At 39.6% G+C, this 23693-nt stretch carries 15 protein-coding genes; 8 read left to right on the top strand and 7 right to left on the bottom strand.

Features of this window, described 5'->3' with window-relative positions:
- The first annotated feature begins 29 nt into the window (after nucleotides 1-29).
- Both JNUCC74_RS18265 and JNUCC74_RS18260 read left to right on the top strand, forming a co-directional pair.
- Nucleotides 30-1544, top strand: coding sequence for a hypothetical protein (locus JNUCC74_RS18265; protein ID WP_454066409.1), 1515 nt, complete (start codon nucleotides 30-32; stop codon nucleotides 1542-1544).
- 290 nt (nucleotides 1545-1834) lie between these two features.
- Complete coding sequence (locus JNUCC74_RS18260; RefSeq protein WP_077318817.1) at nucleotides 1835-2275, top strand: cell wall hydrolase; 441 nt, start codon at nucleotides 1835-1837, stop codon at nucleotides 2273-2275.
- Between the two features lie 399 nt (nucleotides 2276-2674).
- Here the strand turns inward: JNUCC74_RS18260 and JNUCC74_RS18255 are convergent, their stop codons facing one another.
- Nucleotides 2675-2842: a YetF domain-containing protein gene (locus JNUCC74_RS18255; RefSeq protein ID WP_454066408.1), complete on the bottom strand. Its 168-nt coding sequence runs from the start codon at nucleotides 2840-2842 to the stop codon at nucleotides 2675-2677.
- 401 nt (nucleotides 2843-3243) lie between these two features.
- Between JNUCC74_RS18255 and JNUCC74_RS18250 the strand changes: the two genes are divergently transcribed.
- The 4 genes from JNUCC74_RS18250 (at nucleotide 3244) to JNUCC74_RS18235 (ending at nucleotide 9000) form a co-directional block, all read left to right on the top strand.
- Nucleotides 3244-3621, top strand: a complete 378-nt coding sequence (locus JNUCC74_RS18250; protein ID WP_454066407.1) for a lactococcin 972 family bacteriocin — start codon at nucleotides 3244-3246, stop codon at nucleotides 3619-3621.
- Between the two features lie 2028 nt (nucleotides 3622-5649).
- Nucleotides 5650-6345, top strand: coding sequence for an ABC transporter ATP-binding protein (locus tag JNUCC74_RS18245; protein WP_077318815.1), 696 nt, complete (start codon nucleotides 5650-5652; stop codon nucleotides 6343-6345).
- Entirely contained in the window at nucleotides 6342-6695 is a 354-nt protein-coding gene (locus JNUCC74_RS18240; RefSeq protein ID WP_454066406.1) for a hypothetical protein, read from the top strand. Before JNUCC74_RS18245 ends, JNUCC74_RS18240 begins: the two co-directional genes overlap by 4 nt.
- A gap of 331 nt (nucleotides 6696-7026) precedes the next feature.
- Nucleotides 7027-9000 (top strand): hypothetical protein, encoded by a 1974-nt coding sequence (locus JNUCC74_RS18235; RefSeq protein WP_454066405.1) that lies wholly within the window; start codon nucleotides 7027-7029, stop codon nucleotides 8998-9000.
- Nucleotides 9001-10025: 1025 nt separating this feature from the next.
- Here JNUCC74_RS18235 and JNUCC74_RS18230 read toward each other — a convergent pair.
- The 6 genes from JNUCC74_RS18230 to JNUCC74_RS18205 all read right to left on the bottom strand — a co-directional run bounded on the left by JNUCC74_RS18230 (nucleotide 10026) and on the right by JNUCC74_RS18205 (nucleotide 20544).
- Nucleotides 10026-10733, bottom strand: coding sequence for a DUF421 domain-containing protein (locus JNUCC74_RS18230; protein ID WP_454066404.1), 708 nt, complete (start codon nucleotides 10731-10733; stop codon nucleotides 10026-10028).
- 836 nt (nucleotides 10734-11569) lie between these two features.
- On the bottom strand, nucleotides 11570-12760 hold the full coding sequence (locus tag JNUCC74_RS18225; RefSeq protein ID WP_454066403.1) for a coenzyme F420-0:L-glutamate ligase: 1191 nt from the start codon (nucleotides 12758-12760) through the stop codon (nucleotides 11570-11572).
- Between the two features lie 218 nt (nucleotides 12761-12978).
- Nucleotides 12979-14472: an aldehyde dehydrogenase family protein gene (locus JNUCC74_RS18220; protein ID WP_454066402.1), complete on the bottom strand. Its 1494-nt coding sequence runs from the start codon at nucleotides 14470-14472 to the stop codon at nucleotides 12979-12981.
- Between the two features lie 349 nt (nucleotides 14473-14821).
- The gene (locus JNUCC74_RS18215; protein WP_454066401.1) at nucleotides 14822-15763 is read right to left on the bottom strand and encodes a VOC family protein; all 942 of its coding nucleotides are present in this window, start codon (nucleotides 15761-15763) and stop codon (nucleotides 14822-14824) included.
- A gap of 505 nt (nucleotides 15764-16268) precedes the next feature.
- Nucleotides 16269-18338, bottom strand: a complete 2070-nt coding sequence (locus tag JNUCC74_RS18210) for a peptidoglycan D,D-transpeptidase FtsI family protein (protein ID WP_454066400.1) — start codon at nucleotides 18336-18338, stop codon at nucleotides 16269-16271.
- A gap of 205 nt (nucleotides 18339-18543) precedes the next feature.
- Nucleotides 18544-20544, bottom strand: a complete 2001-nt coding sequence (locus JNUCC74_RS18205; protein WP_454066399.1) for a penicillin-binding transpeptidase domain-containing protein — start codon at nucleotides 20542-20544, stop codon at nucleotides 18544-18546.
- Between the two features lie 303 nt (nucleotides 20545-20847).
- Here JNUCC74_RS18205 and JNUCC74_RS18200 point away from each other — a divergent pair, with 303 nt between their 5' ends.
- Together JNUCC74_RS18200 and blaI are read left to right on the top strand one after the other, a co-directional pair.
- On the top strand, nucleotides 20848-22647 hold the full coding sequence (locus tag JNUCC74_RS18200; protein ID WP_454066398.1) for a BlaR1 family beta-lactam sensor/signal transducer: 1800 nt from the start codon (nucleotides 20848-20850) through the stop codon (nucleotides 22645-22647).
- 58 nt (nucleotides 22648-22705) lie between these two features.
- The gene (blaI, locus tag JNUCC74_RS18195) at nucleotides 22706-23095 is read left to right on the top strand and encodes a penicillinase repressor BlaI (RefSeq protein WP_454066397.1); all 390 of its coding nucleotides are present in this window, start codon (nucleotides 22706-22708) and stop codon (nucleotides 23093-23095) included.
- The last annotated feature ends 598 nt before the right edge of the window (nucleotides 23096-23693 follow it).

Genomic DNA, 23693 nt, shown 5'->3' with positions numbered 1-23693 from the left:
ATGACCATTACTATACTTGTAGTTCTAATATGGGATTTTTATTACAATATGCAGGAAATCTATTATCCACTGACTTTTTAAAATTAATGTTTGACGAGGAATTGAAATGTCATTATAAATGGTTTACTGGATGTGGCCATTTGAATTTTAGTTCGGAGTTAATAAAACCATCAATTAGTAATTTACTGATTCCCAAAAATGTTGCGGAATTAGCTTGTAATATTTTTATAGAACAAATTTTAACTAGGAATATTCATAGAATTGAAATTTGCTTACAAGGTTTACAATTAATAGTTGAAAGATATCCGGATTTATTCAAATTCATATTGGATTCTTGGGAGTTATATACTGATGAACAGAAAGAATTTCTTTTATTAATGTCGGAAAGGTGGTCTCAAGAAAATATTGATGGATTTAATGTTATATATCCATGTATAGAAAAAGAGTATATTGAGACAAATAATTTATCTAGAAAGATACAATTATTTTCAATTATTAAAAATGTAAAAGACATAGAAATTGAATACACAGCAAAAGAGATTGATTACGAGCTTCCTACTAATCCACCAATGTTTTTTAGTGAATCTAATGTTAGTTTTTCAGCAAAAAGATTTTTAAGCATAATGGAAAATATTACTTATGAATCTAATGATGATATTAAATATTTTTTGCAGAATGAGAAGAAGACATCAAAACGCCAAAAGTCTTCAATAGGTAAAGGAAGTAGACCGGGTGACTCTATGCTTTACCCACAATCTGATAGTGAGTTGGACATGGAGATACTGTATGCGGAAGAAAAAAAAGGAAGATGGGGAAATGTCCCTTTATCTATAAAAGCTCAAGTATTATTAAATATGGATGATGCTTGGGTAATTTCAAAAATACCACAGGTTACTTATGATAATGAATGGGATATTGAGAATGAACTTAAAAGATTTATGGACGAAAGTACTATATCGAAAGGGAAGCCTTATTTAAATGGGATTTTAGAAAAAAATGTGCCTGAAGATATGTACATTATAGGTGGGGTAATTTGGTATCCAATCGGTAGTAGAGATGGAATTGTTTTTACCGAAACAGCAAAATTAGTAAATAATAATGTACTAGTTAAGGATTTATCAATAACAAAATCTTTAAATACGGGTGGACTAGTCTCGACGTGTATTTCAGAGAGGAAAGAATTGTTTATTATTGAAGAAGAGTTCTTGGAGAGTACAGGAGTCTGTTTGACGAATGAACTTGTAGGAACAAGTGTTTTTATATATGGAAATACGATGATGTATCCTTCACCTATTTTAAGAGATTTATTTAATATTAAGCCTTCAAGTGATAATCCATTAATCTGGGTAAATAAAGATAATGAAAAAGTTTTACAATTTGAACGCTTTACTTTTCCGAATAGAGAGGCTACACACCAAAATTACTTTAGGCAACCATTAATGTGTAGATGGCTAGGTGATAAAGAAAAAGTAGATGATTTATGTCGTAAATATGGATTAACTTATTATAAGGCAAACAAAGTAGAAAGTATGCCGAAATTATAAAAGGTATAAAATATACATATTTTGGTAAAAGTCGAAGACACTGGAATTAATATACCAGTGTCTATTTTTTGCCTCTTAAATCATCACGGTGAACCGTATCACAAAGTAAATGAGGTCTTTTGAATATATGGAAAAAATATCCATATTACAGACCATATTAGTAAGAATGGGGACGAATACGAGCTAATGAATACAATCAGCCAGAAGTAGCCCAAACAAAACCCATATATAAAATGATATCAGTAATCATTTTTCCCAAATTTCCTCATATAATCTTTAGAGGTGATAAAATGCCAAGGGTAGCATATACAGATAGTGATGTGGCTTTAGTGGCAAGGATGATGCGGGCAGAGGCTGAAGGTGAAGGCCAGCTAGGGATGCTGATGGTTGGTAATGTCATTGTAAACCGACTAGTTGCTAATTGTTTAGACTTTAAAGATTTAAGGTCCATATACGATGTGATTTTTCAAATACAGGGAGGCAATTACTCTTTCGAAGCTGTACAAAAAGGAAATGTTTTCTACAACAGAGCGAGAGGTGTAGAAAAGAGATTAGCCAAAAGAGTATTAGATTACTGGAGAGAGCATCCATCCAAGTATGCGCTATGGTATTTTAATCCCTATGCACCGTGCCCCCCTACATGGTACGACCAACCATTTGCAGGGCAATACAAGTTACATTGTTATTACGAACCACAGGCAAATACATGCGAAAGTGTGTACATGGGCTAGGTGTTCGGTAAAGGATGCAGTTAACATTGGGAAAAGATAGCCTTGCGCGAGGAAGCTTATGCAAGGATTTTTTTGGCTTATCATTGAAATGGTTGGTGAAACAAATAGAAATCACCCTACTAGCCCGTCACGGCGCAGGGTGATTATTTTTGTTGTCAGATCTATCTGCATACTCCCTTAGTGGTTAAGTATTAAATAAGCCGTTTGGAGATACAAAGGATTACTTGCTGTAAAAAAGCCATTTCGCTACTTTTAAATCGTTTCTATGAATCGTACCATAAGTAACGCACAATAGTTTTTTACATTTATTTATGTTTTATACTTTTTATGAGGAAAAAGTGATATATGTGGAATCACAAATAAACCATCGTTTTCTAGCCGTTTGCAAAAAGTACATCTTCAATTTTGCTTGATGTTATAGGCTAATAACAGTTCTTTAACCATTGGTCGTCTTTGTTTATTTTTAATTAATACAGAGCCATTAGGTTCTAACAGTACACATGCCACTTCATTAATGGAGAAAAGTTCACTTTTGCGAAGTAGGCTCTGTAATTGACAAATATTCATTGGTACTTTTTTTTAATTGTTCAAAATCGCTTTAACACATTTCTTAATAAGGGTTTTTTGAGCAATGTATTCTGCTATGAATAATAAACATCCCTTCGATTTGGTCTATGGAAAAACTACGGAGGGAATGTAAACTAGCAAATTTTTTATACTATCAAAACGTATTCCACGAATAATTTAGAATATTAATTAATAGTAATAAATAACCAATTTTCAAACTATTTAATAAGTCGAAATGCTCTTTACTTTACTTAATTTTACAATCATACTAAATTTAGTCAAGGCAACAAGAGCAAAAAAACCCCTCCTGCATCGACATGGTAGGTGGGCGGTATCAAATTTAGATTGAAAAGTAAAAATATTGGCAAAAATAGTCCGATGAATGAGGAGGAATGTAATAAATGAAAAAACTTTTGTATAGGCAAAAGAGGAAACCCTTGACTCGAATGATCAAAGTGACGTTAGCTGCATTGGCGATGGCCATCGCTTTGGTGGGGGCCGCGGTAGTACCTGGACAAGCCTGGGTGAATCCAGGTTATCACTACCAGTACCCAGCAGAAGGTGGAACATGGAGGTACGGATTCGTGAACGCCGGACTCCGCTCCGAGTATAACCATCCGACAAAGGTCCACGGCTCGACAGTACAAAAGCTCATCGACGGCAAAGTGGAAAAGACTAACAGGAGTTTAGATACCGCTCCGGGGAAATACTCTAACGCCTATGTTGGAACCATAAACTCGCCGGGTCTGAAGGGTCGTTACTTCTACCGTGTCAACTAATCTAGGCGATACCGGCTGTGGTTGCCGGGGGTTTAGCATGGTGAGTTCCAGATAGTTCTTGGAGTTCCCGCTTTTGTATAAGCACGCATTATAGTGGCTGTCGGAAGGTGCGTTATTTGCTCTGTTTACGCTGCTGGCAGCGACCATCACTTGAGCAATATGATCGGGACTTTCCACAGGTCATTGATGTCGAGCGAGTTAAAATTGTTTTCTTTGCATTAATTTCCAGATAAGAATATATTATGTCATAAGCTGAATTAGCTTGCCTACCGTCCACCTATCATGTCGGTGCGGGAATGTTATTTCCCAGATTTAGAATATTTACAAGTGGCAGTTTTTATCCCAGTGCTTACAAAGCTTCTAAGTTCTGAGCGTTCATGGGTAATACCTCCGTTTTAAGGGGGGCAGCACATTTAATCACCTGGTGCTTTCGCGTTCTGGAATTTTTAGATAATGTTTAGGAATGTACTGCGTTCTGATTGTTGGAGAGCTTTTTCGTGACATGATATATCAAATTTCCTTCATAGTAATATATCCACACGAAAAGTAGGTTTCTTTCCATGGCTTGCCAAGGAACCATACCAAAAAAAAGAGAGCATATCTATGAAAAAGGCAATAAAATATGAATGAAGGATCATTTTTGGGAAGACCAAATTCTTGTACTAGATCTACTTTGTAGTTTTTATCGTAATTAGTCTCGGTAGAAAATTCTGTTATGTGTTTCCATGCCTGCATTTTCCGGGCTTCGACTTAGTTATGTTTACCTATTAGTTCTTTTTTAAAGATTATTGCTTTTGGCTATTGCACTGTAAGTTAAGCGAAACGTTTCAGATCAAGAAAAATCTTTTTTTATTTAAGCTTACTTCGTACATAAAAAACTAGGAATGTTTTGTGATATGACAAAAGAAATAATTCATGTGGTAATTCGAAATGGCTTTCATTTCTGAAGTTTTATTGGGAATAATTTCACGAAATTTACAAGATGCACTATCAGTAATATAATACCGTTAATTAGTAAAGCTTTGATAGCTATTCGGACTGGTAGCCAACAAATGGTTAGAGAAGGTTGTTCGCTAAATGGAAATTAATATCTGAGAGTTTGCAAAAATTTTTTTAAGGAAAACGGTTTTGAAAATATAAAGTGAAACTTCATTCAGTAGGAGTTTTCTTCCATCACCTACTGAATGTTAGTCGAACGAATCGGGCATTTAGGTGCCGTTTTCTCCCACTTAGACCCTTTGGATCAACTCAAGGTCTTGAAGTGAGAGTCTTACGGCACCTTACATGCGGGATAAATAAGCGAGAAGCTGTAGGTAATTAAGGAGTAGAGTGCAGCCTCAATTTCCCCCTTCAAGTTGGGGAATGATTTATACCTTACAGATTATTTAAGGTGAAATTTAGCAATTGATGTAAAAGCATCTTATGTTTTCCAAATTTGAGCTTCACTGAGAGCAAAAACTGTCCGGTACTGTGTAAAAAAGCTAGAAATCAGCTACTAATCGGCATGTGTTCATTCTATTTGCCAAATCTATGTTAAAATTTTCTTGTAAAACTAAGAATTCATGAACCTTTTTTCCAATTCAGTTTGTTTGTATAATAATAGATAAGTACATATTGGGAGGCGCAGGATATCAAAATCTCAACAAGCAGCAAATTCCTTTTGCCTCGGCTGCCGATAGGTCTTGCATTTGTTAACAGGCCGTATAGTATACAAATGAATGGGGTAAGGATATTCGCTTGTAGTTATAAAAAGAAATTGATCCGTTTGGTAAAAAAGGAATAGGATGCCAAGACACCGCCAACAAGGGCAAGAAAAAACCGCTCCCGTACCGACATGGTAAGTGGGCGGCGAAAAATAGCTTCAAGAGTAAAAAAAGTGACAAAAATGGACAATTGGATGTGGAGGAATGAAATAAATGAAAAAACTTTTGTATAGGAAAAAGACGAGACCCTTGACTCAAAGGGTCAAAGGGATATTCGCTGCGTTGGCGATGTCCTCAGTATACGTCGAATTTGACGGAGATGCAGATGTTGATTGAAGCCCAGGACGTTTCGGTAGCAATTGGTGGGCGGAACGTGCTTGACGGTGAGACCGTTCGTTGCACGCCCGGGATTATGACAGCCCTTGTTGGCCCGAGCGGATGTGGAAAGACGACACTTTTGCACTGTCTCGGGCTGTTGCTTCCAGTGGATCAGGGGCGCATCTTAATCGATGGAGATGATGTCACAAGGTACAGCACTGCGGCCCGGCGTCGGTTCTGGCGTGATCATGCAGCGTTCATACTTCAGGATTACGGCATCATGGATGAGGAATCGGTCGCCTTCAATGTGACCATGCAGACGAGCGTTCTAGGACGACGCGTCACGGGAAACCAAGAACGGTTGGCGCAGGTGCTTGAGCAGACCGGTCTTCAGGGTCGAGAAGGTGAGTTGGCCAGCCACCTGAGTGGGGGAGAGAAGCAGCGACTCGCGCTTGCTCGTGCCATCTACAAAGATGCTACGATACTGTTCGCTGATGAGCCCACGGCTTCACTCGACGCAGCCAATCGGCAAAAGGTCATCGATCTGCTTGCGGAGTTCGCTGCGCGCGGCCGCACGGTCATTGTTTCGACGCACGACTCCGAGATGATTAACGCGTGTGGCGCCCGGCATGAGGTCGGTTCCAATAGTTCGTCACACCACTTATCGACCAGCGATCCTGCTAGTCTAGGAGGGACCTCATGAAATCGGGCACTAAGATTATTATCGGTGTTGTTGGCTTACTGTTGGTAGTGGGAGTAGTTGCGCTCCTAAACGGGTGGATCCCAGTATCAAGGGATACGCACCCGCCATGCGACCAGCTACCGACCGTAGCGGAGGTCAATGCAGCGCTTACTAGTCACCAAGACCTCGCTGAGGAGATCAAAGCGCTCAGTAATGACATTACGGTCGAAGTGGGAAAACCGTGTTCCGATGACCAGGACCGAGGGCTAGTTATGGTGAACTATGGTTCGAAATCCGAGCGTGACGCCATCGCCGACCTACTCAGCCGCCGTGACGGGTTTGGGGTTCCGGTGCATCTGGTGAAGCGCTAACACGAATTTCCGCACAGCCGGTTCGGCGCAACTGTTGTTTGCCACTTGTGTCAATGCAGACTAGCGGATGTCGTCAATCCGAACCTGACTGACGCCGCCAACTGCGCCAAGTATGAGGCGCTGGTCTACTGTACATATGGCGATTTTGGCGAACGGCTGGTGATAAATTAGTTACAGAGTAAAAGTATTTAGCTGGTTGAATGAGGAGGAATGAAATAAATGAAAAAACATTACCTGCTAATTGAGGCGATTACGCCGAACCCCGGCGATACCGGTTGCGGTCGCCGGGGCTTAGCATGGAGAGTTCGGATAGTTATTGGAGGGCCCGCTTGTGTATAAGCGTATCATAGTGGCTGTCGCAGGTGCATTGTTTGCTCTGCTAGCCCTGCTGGCAGCGATCATCACCGACCTATATGATCGAGACTTTCCACAGGCTATTGGTGTCGAAAGTAGGTTTAGCCTCAACTTTAGCGAATCGAGTTTTTCCGTTACTGAAGCGTTTGCAAAGCTGGAGGAGCTTGATACGCGCTGGGATCTTGGTCTGGTCAAGGTCGCGCCGGATCTTGCCAGCGACGGTGATGACCAGATCTTCGTTGCACTTAACGATGAGGATCTACCCGCCGAATTTACTTGGTTCGGCGGTGATGGTGTAGGAAAGATCGTTGGTAAGGATCGACTTGCCACCTCTTACCCCGATGGATTCTATCTCGTAACCGGCGAAAAAGCTCACTTGGGCGAATTCGAGGACACGCTGAAAAGTGCAGGCGTGGAAGTTGGCCGCGGGGATGCGTCAATTTTTGACAGTCTTGGATTCGTGATTCAAGAAAGAGGATTTGCTGCCGCGGTTCTTTCGGCGTTTGCGCTGATTGTGGCGCTAGCACTGTTCTGGTTGTCGCTGAGGGCGCGAGGGCGTGCTCTTCGTGTTCTGGGCGGATGCCCGACCGTGCGGATTCAGGTACAGGATCTGGCCGGGTTCGGGGGTGTGCTGCTGGTTTCGGCGGGCGCCGTAGCCCTGGCTGCAGCAGTTTATGTAGGTGTGTTTCATGGCTGGATGTACGTCGGTACCTACCTCAAGGCGCTGGTCAGTCTGCAAATCGCCGTCATTGCTGTATCCCTGCTCGCTGCACTTATCATGTCTGCCTCTGCTTGGCCTAGTGCTACCATGCTCGCCACGAGACAGCCGGCGGTAAAGAGCCTGCGTTCGGCGGCGATCGTGATCCAAGCGCTAACGTTCCTCTTGGTAGTGGCGGCGGCTGGGCCTGCTTGGTCCGCATACAAACACTCATCCGCTATGGCTGCTGAAATGGCGCAGTGGAAGAAACTTGCAGACCAGGTTGCCATTGTGTTTGCGACCGACGTTGACGAAATGGACCACATGGAGCCGATGATTGGCAAGCTGGTGAAGGATGCGGAATCGCTTGATGCGGTCGCTCTTTCCTACACTTACACTCAAGAAATGACAATGCCGGCCGATTTGGGGGAGTACTCGGCCATTTCCTACGTGAATCAGCGTTGGCTTGATCTGGTGACCACGGGTGCTCCACAGCCTGCTGTCACATCGGTACCTTATCATAGCCTTCCAGAAGACGTTACACGAATGGTTCGAGAAGAGGCTGAACTCTTATCGAGGGGAGAGCTTTCCAAGGAACTGTTCGCACAGTTCCAGTTCTTGCGGCCGGTCGACGGGTTTCGGTTGCCGGTGGCTCAAGGAGGAGGGGGCGAAAGGCTTCACTTTGCGGACGATGTCCTAGTCGTCGTCGTGCCTTCGCTTTACGACACCTTTAACGATTCTGCCTTGACATCCATGGCCTCGGGTAGCAACATTGTGTTCACCGGTGTGACTGCTACGCAGCAATTGTTAGAGCGGCATGGTCTCGACGTACAGGCGCTACGAGATCGCGGCCTCAAAGGCGAATTGAAAGTTGCCTACATTGCCGAAGAGGGGATTCTCCTCGCGCAGTTCGCAGCGTACGTTGTGTGGTTGCAGAATCTTGCGCTGATTGCATTAGTTGTTGCTTTCACTGTCGCTGCTGCGATCAGTGCGTTGATCACCGCACTGCTTCAGGCAAAGCGTGACTTCCCGCTGCGGGTGGCAGGCCGGTCATGGGCGCGGATCCTCCAGAGCCGAGTGGCGAAGGAATTGCTTGTTGGGGTCGGTCTCGTGGGCGTCGTAGTCTTCTTCCAAAAGCCTGATGCGTTGGGAGCTGTACTCGTGGCCGCGGCGTATGGATTGCTTGTGGTGCCACTAAGCCATTTGTTTGCTGCACGTTGGTGTTTCAATGGCGTTAGTAGGCGTCGAATTTGATCGGAGAGGTGCAGATGGTTGATTGAATCCCAGGGCGTTTCTGTAGCAATTGGTAGGCGGCCGGCTGACGGTGAGACTGTTTGTTGCACGCCCGGGGTCATGACTGCCCTCGTTGGTTCGAGCGGATGTAGAAAGACCATACACTTGCACCGCCTCGGGCTGTTTCCCCAAGTGGATTAGGGAAGCATCTTGATCGACAGAGATGATGTCACAAGGAACGGAACGACGTCAATTCTGGCGTGACCACACAGCGTTCATACTTTAGATTACAGTATCATAATGAGGAGTCGGTTGCCTTCAATGTCGCCATGCAGGCAAGTGGCCTGGGACGAAGCGTCACGGAAACTAAAAATGCAGATGCTTGAGCAGATGGGTCTCAAGAGGCGGTGGAAGAAGGTGAGTAGGCCAGCGCCACGTGAGTGAGGGCGGGAAGTAGCGATTTTGCGCTGTTCATGCCATCTACAAGTACGAGTGATCTGTTCGCCGCTGAGCCCACCGCTTCACATTCACTCGACGCAGCCAACCCGCGAAAGGTCATCGATCTGCTTGCGGACTCCGTCGTGCACGGCCGCACGGTCCATTGTGTCTATGCACGACTCCGAGATGCTCAACGCGTATGGCGACCGGCGTGAGGTCGTTTCAACAGCTCGTCACACCACTCATCGACCAGCGATCTCGCTAGCCTAGGAGCTGTCCGACAGATTGAATGAATAGGTGTTGTAACCACCACAGCTGCTTGATTTAACGAAATATGGGTGGTTATTGACAGATTATCATAATTTAGGCATATTTTAGGCGCATTGTACACCTTATGCTTTGAGTTTTTGTGCAGACTGATTCCGTTTGTATAGTATAGATTTTTTGCGATACGTAACCGAGTGTAGAAAACGGTAGAAAGAATTACAGCAATTTTTCAAAGATAGAAACAGAATAAATAATATTCAGATGGGTTCTTTAAATTAGAAGCTCAAATTATCCTATTAATGAATCTTAAGAAGTACTACCCCATACGAACTTACATTTATTTACCCTTTATCCTTTTTATGATGTAAAAGTGATTTATGTGGAATCACAAATAAACCATCGTTTTCTAGCCATTCTGCAAAAAGTACGTCTTTCATTTTGCTGATGTTATGGTCTAATAACTGGTTCTTTAACCATTGGTCATCTTTGTTTATTTCTTTTAAGTGTTCTTTAATTAATACACCATCTTTAATTAGTGTTATCGGAAGGTATACAGGCTGTGGAGGCATATTAAAGTCTTGTAAAGTTGTTTTTTGATACTGTGATTTTTTTAATACACTGATGGAGCCATTAAGTTCTATTAGTGCAAATGCCACTTCACGAATGGAGAAAATTTCACTTTGGCGAAGTAAGCTTTGTAATTGATTAATATTCATGCGACTCTTTTTTAATTGTTCAAAATCGATCTCACCATGTCGAATCACCATTGTTGGTTTACCTTCGAACACTCGTCTTAATAAAAGGGATTTTTGAGCAATGTATTCTACTATTAATACTAAACATCCCCATATAAGTATGGTGAAAATGATATGGGTGATAGGAACACTTTTTTCATACATAGCATTTCCTAACAATTCGCTCAAGACAATAGCTGAAATAAAATGGAATGGAGTATATTTATCTATTATTTTCTTTCCAATAACTTGGATTAAGAGAAATAGAATAAAGAAACCGATGACTAATTTTAAAGATATTTGTAACAATTCCACTGCATACCCCCCTGCTTCTACTTATTATCTAAAAAATATACCATACTATCATCGTAACCAAGATTTAATGGATAAATACATATTTTTTAGGGTCAATTTTCCAAATTACATTAGAAAACTATTATATAGTAATAAATACTTTTTATATTGAAGAAGTAACATCCTAGAGATAAGACAATTAACAGGGGAAAGCGGAGTCGTTAACAGATAACGGTTACATTACTTAGCTATAAAGACGGATCACGAGGAAGAAACCCAAGGTAAGGGCTAGTAGCTATCGCTGTAGAATAAGAGCAATTACCTCCCGAACAACTGGCTAACCATGTCTGTAAAAAAGGGATTTACACAAAATTATTGACACACTCTTTGAAACCATATTTACTAACATACGATATAGAAATAAGACCAAAGCAATCTACTTTTATATAATGCATAAATTATTGCCAATAGGTGCAGATACCTTTATTAGTCCGGTGGGGATATAATGGCTGTCCTTGTTGCAGTGATTAGACAATTTTAGCGTTCTAATTGTCTCCCATTCATATAATTATACGATAAGAGCTTAAGAACAAGAAAAAGGCGTGGAAGCATTCAATTTAGCTAAAAGGTTAAATAAAAATCTAGCATTTTAAAAAAATAGAATATACGAAGGAACCTAGGCTGCTTTGTAGAGTACATGTATCTTTTAACTGTGGGTAATTTAAGCGTATCTACAGTTTTTTTAATTGGTATCCATAAAATTAGCTCTAGAAGAGAAGCAGATAGTTTATAAAGGATAAAAGAATTAAGCCAGGCACCACCTATTTTCCGGATGGTGCCTGTACTTGACTCCCTACTTATTTCGTATAATTATCGAAATATCCTTGGATGTAGATGACTGGTGTACCTTTGTCGCCACTGCCTGAGGTTAAGTCAGATAGGGAGCCGATAAGGTCAGTAAGTTTTCTCGGCGTTGTTCCTTGTGTTTCCATGGAACCTACAAGGTCTTCGGCTTTATTGTTAATATAGTTGTTAATTGCTTCCTCGAGTTCTTTTCCTCTTAAGTCTGCAAAATTATTATCCGCAAGATATTTTAATTTCACTTCGTTTGGCGTGCCTTCAAGACCAGATGTATAAGCAGGTGAGACGACAGGGTCAGCAAGCTCCCAAATTTTTCCTACAGGGTCTTTAAATGCGCCATCTCCGTATACCATCACTTCTACATTTTTTCCAGTCTTTTCTTTCAGCATTTGTTGAATATTATCTACAATAGGCTGGCACTTTCTTGGGAAAAGTTTAACCGTATTCTCGGTTGATTTATTAGAACCTAAAAGGCCGTATGCTTCATTATAGCCACTGCCATCAATAGGCTCAGTTAAGATGTCATCCAGGCTGTAAATTTTTTCTCCCCCATTGGCCTCTAAGATTTTTTTCGTTCTGAATCGTGAATGAATATCACAGCTTAGCACATTTTTAGTATAATCTAAAATCGTTTCTGGCTGATTTGAAAAAATCACTTCACATTCCATACCGTATTCTTCCACAATGGATTTATAATAATTGATATAATCAATTCCAGTAAAAGGATGCTTTTGATAGCCAAAAAGGTCTCGAAATTCTTTTTCTGTTAACACATCTGTCCAAGGGTTAACGCCTTTTTCATCAAGCATATCCAGACCTACTAAATGATTTCCCACTTCATCAGATGGATAGTTCAGCATGAGGACAATTTTTTTAGCCCCTTTCGCAATACCGCGGAGACAAATCGCAAAACGATTCCGACTTAAAATAGGAAATATGACGCCAATCGTTTCTTCACCAAATTTGGAACGAACATCTTTAGCAATATGATCAATTGAGGCATAATTACCTTGAGCACGCGCTACGACTGATTCTGTTACTGTAACGATATCTTTATCATTTATTTGAAAACCTTCCACCTCGGAAGCTTTTAATACACTATTGACAACAATTTGCTCAATATTGTCTCCCTGATTAATAATTGGACAACGAAGGCCTCTAACAACTGTTCCGACTACTCTTTCCAATATAATCGCTCCTTATAATAACTAAAAATAAAACACTTCTACTTGTAATATACATGAAAAAAGAGTAATAAGTAAAACGAATATATAGAAATATGTATAAAAAAGCGAATGATATTACGAAAGAATGACAGAACGATCGTGTATTAGCAAGCCATGTCCATACAAAAAAAAGCTGTGTCTTCTAAGCTAAATGCTTATAGACACAGCTTTTAATGAGATTAATATAGCCCGTCTTTTTCTTCTTTCATACTGATGAAAATATTTTTTGTTTGGGTGTAGGCATCGAGAACACTCTTATATGTTTCACGACCAATACCTGATTTTTTATACCCACCAAATGGAGCACCAGCTGAGAAGTTAGTATATTGGTTTACCCACATGCGGCCTGTTTCTACTTTACGGGATACGCGAAGTGCAGTATTCAAGTCTTTTGTCCATACACCGCCACCAAGGCCGTATTCGGATTCATTTGCTAAACGAATGACTTCTTCTTCTGTTTTAAATTTAATAATAGTTGCAACAGGGCCAAAGATCTCTTCTTGTGAGATACGCATATGATTAGAAGCATCAGCAAGAATAGTTGGTGCCATAAATACACCATTTTCTAAGCCGTTTTCCTTGATTTGATAACCGCCTGTTATCAATGTAGCGCCTTCTTTTTGACCAAGTTCAACGTATTGTAATATTTTATCAAGTTGCTTTTGATTGATTTGCGCACCCATTTGCACGCCATCTTCCCAAGGGAGGCCGACCTTAATATTTTCGAAAGCTATTTTTAATTCACTAACAAATTTATCATATATGCCCTCTTGAACAAAAATACGTGATCCAGCACTACATACTTGCCCTTGGTTAAATAAAATACCTAATTGAGCACCTTCAATTGCTCTTTCCCATGGTGCATCATTAAAGAAAATATTTGCAGATTTTCCACCTAGTTCTAATGTAGATGGTATTAAACGGTCAGCGGCTGCTTTTGCTACTGTATAACCAACTTCTGTTGATCCAGTAAAGGCTAATTTACTAATGCCTTCATGGTGGAGCATGTAATCCCCTGAATCAGCACCTCTACCAGTAATGACGTTAACAACACCTGGAGGTAATACTTGATCCAATAATTTAGCTAATTCTAATATGCTAAGTGAAGTTGATGAAGACGGATGAATAATAACGGTATTCCCTGCTGCAATTGCAGGAGCAATTTTCCAGGCAGCCATTAATAATGGGAAGTTCCATGGAATAATTTGACCTACAACACCAATTGGTTCTTTTAAAGTTAAAGTTAATGTATCATCATCTAATTCTTTGGCAGTTCCTTCTTCAGAACGAATAACGCCAGCAAAATAGCGAAAATGATCTGCACTTAATGGAACATCGGCGCCGCGTGATTCTCTCAGGGGTTTACCATTATCCAATGTTTCAACCATTGCTAAATGATCTGCATGTTCATCGATCAAATCAGCAATGTTAAGAAGTAATTTACTTCTTTCTTCAACGCCGACAGTTTTCCAAGATTGAAATGCTTTTGTCGCTGCTTCAACTGCTGCATCGACATCAGCATGTGTCGCATCAATCACTTCAGAGAGTTTTTCACCGGTACTAGGATTATAACTAGCTATTTTTCTGCCTTCTGTGCCTTCTACCCATTGGCCACCGATATATAGCTTGTATGATTTATCAATTCGTTGTTCTGTGTTTACTTTGCTGTTCATTACGAACTCCCCCGCTTTGTTTATAGTTTTCTTATACTGTTTATTTTACTTAGACTTGAAAGTGTTTACAAGAAAATAGCTTGTAGACAGGCATTAAGCTATTTTTTGGGGGAGATTTCCTTTGCTAAAGAAATAGTTTTTAACCTTAAATAGGCTTTTGAAATGTAAGTAAATTATTAAATAGAAGCCCCCTAATCCATGTGAATTTGTTGAATCAGCAGTTTATTCCATTAACGAGCCAGTATATGGAATATTATTGTGCCATTTTCACTATAAAAAATTTTCCCCTTTAGACAATCATATTCAAAGGGGGAAACGATTCGTTTTTATTTCAAACCACCTATTAAAATCAATCATGTTTTAATTTAGGCAGCGTAATATTACTTCCCTTGACACCTTCTTTTAATTTTTCAATGTCAAATTTTTTCATTTGAAGAAATGTTTTTGTTAATCGATCTATTTGTTCCCTCGTCCCGTTTGCCATCATTTCTCCCATAATCTCCGGCCAGATTTGCCAAGAAACACCGTACTTATCTTTCAACCAACCACATTGTTCTGCTTTTGGATTTGAGGAAAGCTTTTCCCAGTAGTAATCAATTTCTTCTTGATTTTCGCATCGAACTAATAGTGAAATAGCTTCATTAAATTTGAAGTTATGTGACTGAGCACTGTCCATAGCAGCAAACCATTGCTTCTCAAGCATAAAATCTGTAAACATCACAGCCCCTTCCTTTTCTGGTTCCATGCCAGCAGGATAAAAAGCGATTTCTCCTCGTCTTGAGTTATTAAAAACAGAAATATAAAAGTCACTGGCCTCTTTTGTCTTACCGCATACATCTTGAACGTACAGCAATGAAGGTACAATAAAAGGTCGGTCTTCACCAGATGGGTTTGTAAGGATCAGCTGCCATGTCAAGCCATATTTATCCTGTATCCATCCGTAGCGGTTACTGAATGGGTATTCTTGAAGTGGCATAAGTGGTGTTCCACCTTGGGATAGCTTTTCCCAGAGTTGATCTAATTTTTCCCTCGCGTTCTCATCTCTTGAAGGGTCAAAATTAACAAAAAAAGAAATGGAAGGATTAAATTGAAAATGTGGGCCTCCATTTATTGCCATGAATGAATAACCTGCGAGTTTAAAAGAAACGATATTGCTATTACCAGATGGTGTGTCGTGAATTATTACGTTATTGGTGATTTTTGAAGACGGAAAAATGGATGTGTAAAATTGTGCAGCTTCTTTTGCTTCTTGATTAAACCATAGATGTGGGACAATTTTTTGTTCGATCATTAAGATATTTCCTCCTTTTAATCTTGAATGGAATCTTATTAAACCTCGTTCAGATGGCTTTCCGGCGATTCCAAGTTTCAGTGAGCTTGCAACACGATCATGTCCATACTGTCTTAAGAGCTTCTGTAGATCCACATATTTTAAGAAAAGCATGACTATTATATCTTTGAGCTTGTTGTGCTTGTTTTATACCTGTTGTTAGGTGAATTATTGAATATTAGCAATATTACTGTCAAGAAATATTTTTCTTGGCGGTAAAAAACAATTGCAAAAGCTTCCTATCAATAAATTATCAAGTTAAATAAAACCCTGTAAAACATGCACATCCTCATTTAACATTAATCGTTCTGTTGGAATAGGTTTTGGTGAGTTAATATTTCGGGAACCTTTGTATGGAAGATCATTTTCGTGGAGATTAGCTTTCATGATTCAATAGACTGAAGAAAGGGATGGATAAAGATTCATCCCTTTTTTATCGCCTTCAAGCTTTTATTTCATATAAGTATTACTTTTCCGAGCCACGATTCATACGGTCTTCCTTCAGGTCGAAGTAGGCATCCATAATACGTTCGCCTATTTTGAGGTTTACATGTTCCGCTTTCCCAGTGTGAGGAACGACTACAGCGAAGGCAACTTCAGGATTGTCTTTAGGCGCATATCCAATCAGAGATAGGTTTTCTGTGTAATCTCCGTTAAAGGTATTTTCTGCTGTTCCCGTTTTTCCGATAGCATCATAGTCTTTTCCATTAAATGCAGCATAAGCAGTGCCACTAGGTTCTTGGTATGCTCGCCTGAAGCCTTCCTGCACACGTTTTATATACTCCTGCTTCATTTCAATTCGGTTTAATACAGTAGTATGAGCATTCCTAAACAAAGGACCGACTTCTGTCGAGGATGGCTCAGGGATACGGACTTCTTTTAAAAAATGCGGGCGTATTCTGTAGCCATCATTGGCAATCGTTGAAACATATTGGGCCAGCTGTATCGTTGTGTACGTATCATATTGACCGATGGCAAAGTCCATGAGGTTACCAGCAACGGGATTTGAGCCACTATACCCTGTGCTTTCATTCGGAAAATCAACAGTTGTTGTAATACCCAGTCCAAATTGATAGAAATGGTTGCGCATTTTTTGGAATGACGTAGCCCGAAACGATACAGGCTGGTTATATTGGTAATTATATTCTCCACCCATCCTTAATGCGATATAAAACATATACACATTCGATGACCGCTTTAAAGCATCAAGGTCATCCAGCCAACCAAGTGCAGAATCGGTATAGGAGCTTTTTTCAGGTGTTCCTTTAATTTTCATTGGGATATCATAAAGTCTTTCTCCAGGATGAATAACTCCTGACTGAAGGCCTGCTAAAACGGTAGCCCCTTTCACTACTGATCCTGGAATATGTTGATCATAGATCGTTTTATGGGCAGCATGGTGGAATTCCTTCTTTTTTCGGTCATAATATTGTCCGGAAACAGCCAATAATTCTCCGGTCTTTGGTCTGATGACAACGGCTAAAGCATCTTGCATATATCTGTTTTCATAAGGATACTTGTTTATTACAGCTTCCATTTCATCACGAAGGATAATATCTACTTTTTGTTGAAATTCCATATCTATTGTTAGAACTAAATCTTTCCCCCGTTGTCCCTCTACCGCAATATTTCGGTTCACAATCTCACCATATTTATTTGTCTTATATACAATTTGTTCTTTTCTGCCTCGAAGCAGATCTTCATACTGTTTTTCCAGCCCACTCGTTCCGACTCGATCATTTCGGCTGTATCCAAGGGTCAGATAGTATTCTAATTGGTCTAAAGGCAGTCCTTCTTTATGAGATGAAATATCATCGAATAGGCTTTGGATTGTTTCACCGAAAGGATAAGATCGATTCCAATCAGTTGTTGCATTGATGCCCGGGAGTTCAGTTAAGTTTTCCGCAACACTCGCATATTCTTTTTTGGTCACCCCTTCGTTTTTGACGATGTGGGGAGTTAATTCAGTTGCTTTATCCAGTTGTTTTTTAATAGCAATTATTTCTTTTTCTTCAACAGTAAGCTGATTCATTTCTTCTGTCGTGATTAAACCCAATATAGCATTATAGACTTCTTCGTTACTCAAATTAGCTCTTTTTTGCTCAGATAATCTGATTTCTATCTTGTCTTTATGCAGCAAATACAAGTATTCTTGTAAATCCCTTTCTGTCAATAGGCCGTCTAAGTAAGCTTTCGGGTTCTCTCCTTTTGGTACCATGGTGATTTGTTTGGAAAGCTTCTCAGCAAGTTCCAGACGATCTTTTGCTTGAACACCTTTGGGAGGTGTATATGTGATAGCATATACTGGTTCATTATCAACAACTATTTGATAGTTGCGGTCATACATTTTTCCTCTAGGAGTTGACACTCTGGATGTTTCTTGGATCGTTTGTTCAATTTTATCTTGAAAAATTTCCCCATTTAAAATTTGTACAACGCCTAATTGAAGGATGAGTACCGCAAACAGGATGAAAATGAGCAGAAAGACGATATTGACGCGAAAGGAAATTTGCTCTCTTTTTTTCTTTTTAGCCATATTTTCTCTTCCCTTTTTTCAGTCATTGCTTTAGCCCGCGTGTAAGGTGCTATAAGGCTACTACTTCAAGAGTTGGAGGTATCAAAAACAAGTCTAAGCGGGAGCTAGCAGCACTTAAATGCCCGATTCGTTCAAGGGTCTTTAGGTCAACCCTTGCGGTAACATTCCAGTAGGAGATGGAGGAAAACTCCTACTAAATGAAGTTTCACTTTATAGACTGAAAGATTTTTCTTGCTTTGGTTACGACATATCCACTTCCTCCACGTTCTTTCACATCTTCAACCATCATGGTAAGTAACAGCTCAGCTTGTTCCGTATCATAGCCTACAAACCAGCCATTTTCTGTTCCCTTTTCGTCATCTTTCGTTGCTTTGATTTCAGCTGTCCCCGATTTTCCAGCAATGGTCATACCGGGGATATAAGTACCACGTGCAGTACCATGTGGATCTTCCACTACCTGGATAAGATAGTTGGTAATCTGATTAGCTATTTCTGAAGGAATCATATTCTGTTTCCATATTTTTCGTTTTTCCCCTTTTAGCAAATATGGATAGAGCATATCGCCTTCATTCACAAAAGGTGTATAAACCAAAGCCAGGTGCAGCGGACTCATCATCACTTCCCCTTGACCATAGGCTGAATCAGCTAATTGAATTTCATTTTTTATACCTTTATTTGAGAGAATGGAAGGTTTGATTGTAATAGGAATGGGCAGCTTTTCCTCAAATCCAAACCGCTTTATTTCTTGTGTATAAGTTTCCAGTCCAATATCCAACGCTTCTTGAGCAAAGTAAATATTATCAGAATAAACAAAAGCATCGCGTAACGTTACCTTAGACTTGTCACTGACTCTTGTAACATAGTAATCTCCCCATGATTCATCCTTTGTCCACTTCAATCCGTCTATATGTCTGACTTTATTTGGATCCGTTATACCAGCTTTCCGTCCAACTGCAGCTGTCAGTGTTTTAAACACGGAGCCAGGGGCATACAAATTTGTAAAGCGATTCAATAACGGTTTTTGGGGATCTTCACTCCACTCTGCCCATTGCTCATCCGTGAGTCCTAATACAAAAGCATTGGGATCGTAGGAGGGAGAACTGACTAAGGATAGAATCGCCCCTGTTTTCGGTTCAATAGCAGCAGCAGTTCCTGCATTGCCTTCAAGCTGCTGATATATATTGTCTTGAAGTGCTGTATCAATGGTTAATTGAATATCTTCTCCGGGAACAGCATCTGTTTTGGCTAGTGTTTGCTTCAAACTTCCATCAGCATGCCTAATAAAGATGTGCACACCGTCTTTTCCTTTCAAACGATCCTCAAAGATGCTTTCTAAACCGGCCTGACCGATTATATCGCCGGCAGAATAACCTTTTCCTTTTCTGTTAGCAAGTTGCTCAGCAGTAATTTCACGTACATAGCCTGTTAAATGTGCAGTAGCGGGACCAAAAGGATAGGAACGAACGGTTTTCTTCTGAACTTTTACCCCGGGTATTTTCAAATAGCTATCCAGATTGTCCTTGCCAACAGGAAGTGTAGCTAGTGGAACAAATGAATTTGGGTTTACCCAGTCAGCATTTAAGGTCTGATCCAGCTCCTTTTTTTTGATATTTAAAAGCTTTTGCAACTTAACTTTTGCCTGCTCTGATTCAAGCTTCTCTGGAACGACACCGATGACATTGGTGTCAGCATTAATAGCTAGTCCGCTTCCCTCTTTATCTCTAATTTCCCCTCTCGGAGCATGGAGGTGCTGTACAGATATCTGCTCTCCTTCTTCCATAGAGGGGAAAATAAGTGAAGGGTTCCATATAACTCCCGAATCTTGGTTTGATTCCTTTGTTCCCTTTACAAGGGTCATATCGTGTTCAAATTCAATAGGACCACCTAAGGTCTCCATTTTTAAACGGTATTTAAAAACTTTTGATTCGGAATGATCATCATCTTGTTTGTTTTTTATTGCATCTACTTCTAGATTTTCAACTTCTATACCGTCATAAATTTTCTGATATCGATCAACAAATAGTTCTTTTGGCACCTTTTCTTTTGTTGCTTGAGACAGGTACTGATACATTTTTTCAAAGTCCATCTGCTGCCAGCTTACTAAATATGCTTGATATATATCTTCAGGGTCTTCCGATTTGAAGCAGCCCGTAGTAATAAATAGAAGTAAACCAACCAAAGCTGCCCTAAACCATATTCGTTTCACCGCTACCATCTCCTAACCTTTCCAAAGTATTGTATGAATTTAAAATGTACAGACTACAAATGTAATCAATCAAGGTATACCAAGTTACTAAGAAATGAAGTAAATTTATATTGACTACAAGTGTAATTTTATACTACAATTGTAGTCGAATGAAGTCAACAAAAAATAAGAGTCAAAATATGGCTGTCTTATATAATGATGTTGTGAAAATACAATAGAATAAGGGATTTAAGGATAATATATTTTTTAATCATTATTGTCAAAACCCTCATTAAACCAAAAAATTAAAATGGAGGGGAATTCATGTTTCTAACGCTTTTTATTACGGGATTGCTTGTCTCTTCCTTTACGATTGCTATTATTTTACTGATTAAGAAAGTATTCCGAAATCAGTTATCAGCTAAATGGCATTATAATCTATGGTTTCTCTTGCTACTTGCGTTGACACTTCCTTTTATACCAACAAATTTAGTAGTGGAATCTCATCTTATGCCATTTCATACTTTCCAAGAGAATCAAAAGAATGAAAGCAATAGATCAAACGTTGGCGCTGAGCAAGCACTGGACATAAGCGATAATACGTGGATGCAGGATTTTGCAACCAATGTGAATCGTCCTGATTTAGATAATTTTAATATAGTTATTGCGAGTATCTGGCTTATAGGGATATTGGTGCTCTTTATGCTTTATTTCCATGCATGGTTGAAGCTCAGAAGCATAAAGTATTCAGCTATGGCTGTAGAAGATAAAGACGTGCTAGACTTATTTAATGAATGTAAAAGGAAACTTCATATATCCAAAAAGATAAGACTGTTACAAGCTCCACTGGCTGCATCACCGATGACGTTTGGCTTATTCACGACTTATGTGGTTATTCCTAGCGGCTTTCATCAATGGCTCTCCAAAGAAGAGGTTAAATATATTTTTCTTCATGAGCTTACTCATTATAAGCATAAAGATACATTTACGAATTATCTGCTGATTTTTTATCAATTCATTTACTGGTTTAATCCGCTTCTATGGATTGCTTTTCGAGAAATACGTCTTGATAGAGAAATTGCGTGTGATACAGCTGTATTAAATAGGCTGGACAAACATGACCACGCACCATATGGGAAAACACTGATTCATTTTATTCACTCATTCTCAACCTTCAAGCCTATTTCATTAGCTAATCAGCTGAACGGTTCAAAATCGCAAATAAAAAGGCGGATTATGAAAATTGCTGCTTATCAACCGGAGCGCAGGAGTAAAAAGCTTGTAAGTATCGGCGTTTTTATTCTAATGTTTATGGTTGTTTTTAGCCAAATTCCATTTGTATCAGCTATGATGTCTAAGCAGGATCGCTATGAATTCCACCATAACCGGGTTAGTTATGAGGACTTAAGCGAATACTTTCACGATTATGAAGGCAGTTTTGTCTTATATGATAGGAATGCGGATGCTTATACCATTTACAATCAGGATCGGAGTACATTAAGGGTATCACCTAACTCCACATACAAGATATTCAGTGCTTTATTAGGTTTAGAAGCAAATGTGATTAAACCTGATCATTCCACCATGAAATGGAGTGGCAATTCTTATCCGTATGATTCTTGGAATCAAGATCATGATCTATCATCGGCTATGGCATTTTCAGTAACATGGTATTTTCAGAAGTTAGATCAGATGGTGCAAGAGGATAAGATCGAAGCATATTTAAAACGAATTAACTACGGAAATCGTGATATTTCAGGAGGCTTAGCAGGATATTGGCTCGAATCCTCTTTACGGATATCTCCTGTAGAGCAGGTACAATTACTTCGAGACTTTTACACAAACAAATTTCAGTTCAAGGAAAAAAATATTCAGACGGTGAAAGATGCTATTCAGTTAGAGGAAGCAAACGGGTCTATTCTCTCAGGTAAAACAGGGACAGGCAGCGTAAATGAGAAAAATACAAACGGCTGGTTTATTGGCTATGTAGAGACAAAGGGGAATACGTACTTTTTTGCCACCAATATTCAGCGAGACGATCATGCTTCTGGAAGCGAAGCAACGGATATAACGCTATCGATTTTAAAGGATAAACACATCTATATACCAGAGGAAAATTTTTAAATAACCGATGAAGGCATTCTAAAGCATAGATCTCAGAAAGAATAGGGGGAAATTAGCAATGACGAAGCATGTACCAAAAATATCGGAAGCCGAGTGGGAAGTCATGGAATCGTTATGGAAACGATCCCCGCAGCCCCAAACAGCTAATGAAGTATATAAAGCTTTACAGGCACATACGGACTGGAGCCCTAAAACAGTGCGCACACTCTTAGATCGACTTGTTCAAAAAGAGGTTGTTGGTGTAAATCGGGATACAAAGGTTTATACGTTTTTCCCTTTGTATTCACAGGATGAATGTCAGCGAACAGAAGCAAAATCTTTTATTCAGCGAATTTATGGAGGCGCATTGAAATCACTCCTCGTTCAGTTTATGGAGGAAGAAACCTTATCCGATGAAGAAATTAACGAACTACGCTCTATTTTGGATAAGAAGGCAAAAGATAAATAGTAGATAAAACAAGCAAGGTCTAAATGATAGGAAACCCTTATAATAGACAGGAAAAAGAAAGCATATCCATCTGTCTACTATAAGGGGATTTTTTATGGGAAAAATCAATAAGACATATGATGTAACATTCAAGAAGAAAGCAGTAGATCGTTATTTGAAAGATGGCATGGAGTAAGATAGAGTCGCTGAGGAATTGGGTATTTCGTTCAATGAAGCTGGTCATGGATATACTCAAAAAGGCAAAGAAAAAACGGAATGTAACAGGATTCCTCCTTATAGAGATGAGGTTTTCCAGTATACATCCCGCCGCCAATATAACAACCTAATTAAAATTATCAAATGAAAGCTAGTATGTCCAGAAAAGGATTGTTGGAATAATGCTTGTATGGAAAATTTCTTTAGCTTAAAAACGGAATGCTTTTTACCTTTACTCATTTCGAACACCTGAAGAAGTCAAAGACGCTGTAAAGAAATATATTCGCTTCTAAAACCAGCCACGTTTTCAGAAGAAATTAAACATCTTGAAGCCCCTATTATTTCAGCTTAGACTGTATAATTTGCTTTTTTAATACTGTCTACTTGCCAGGGGTCACATCAT

It is taken from the genome of Cerasibacillus sp. JNUCC 74 (genome assembly GCF_053667775.1).
Note: the sequence above shows the minus strand (reverse complement) of the source record. Positions and strands in the feature narration are given on the sequence as shown.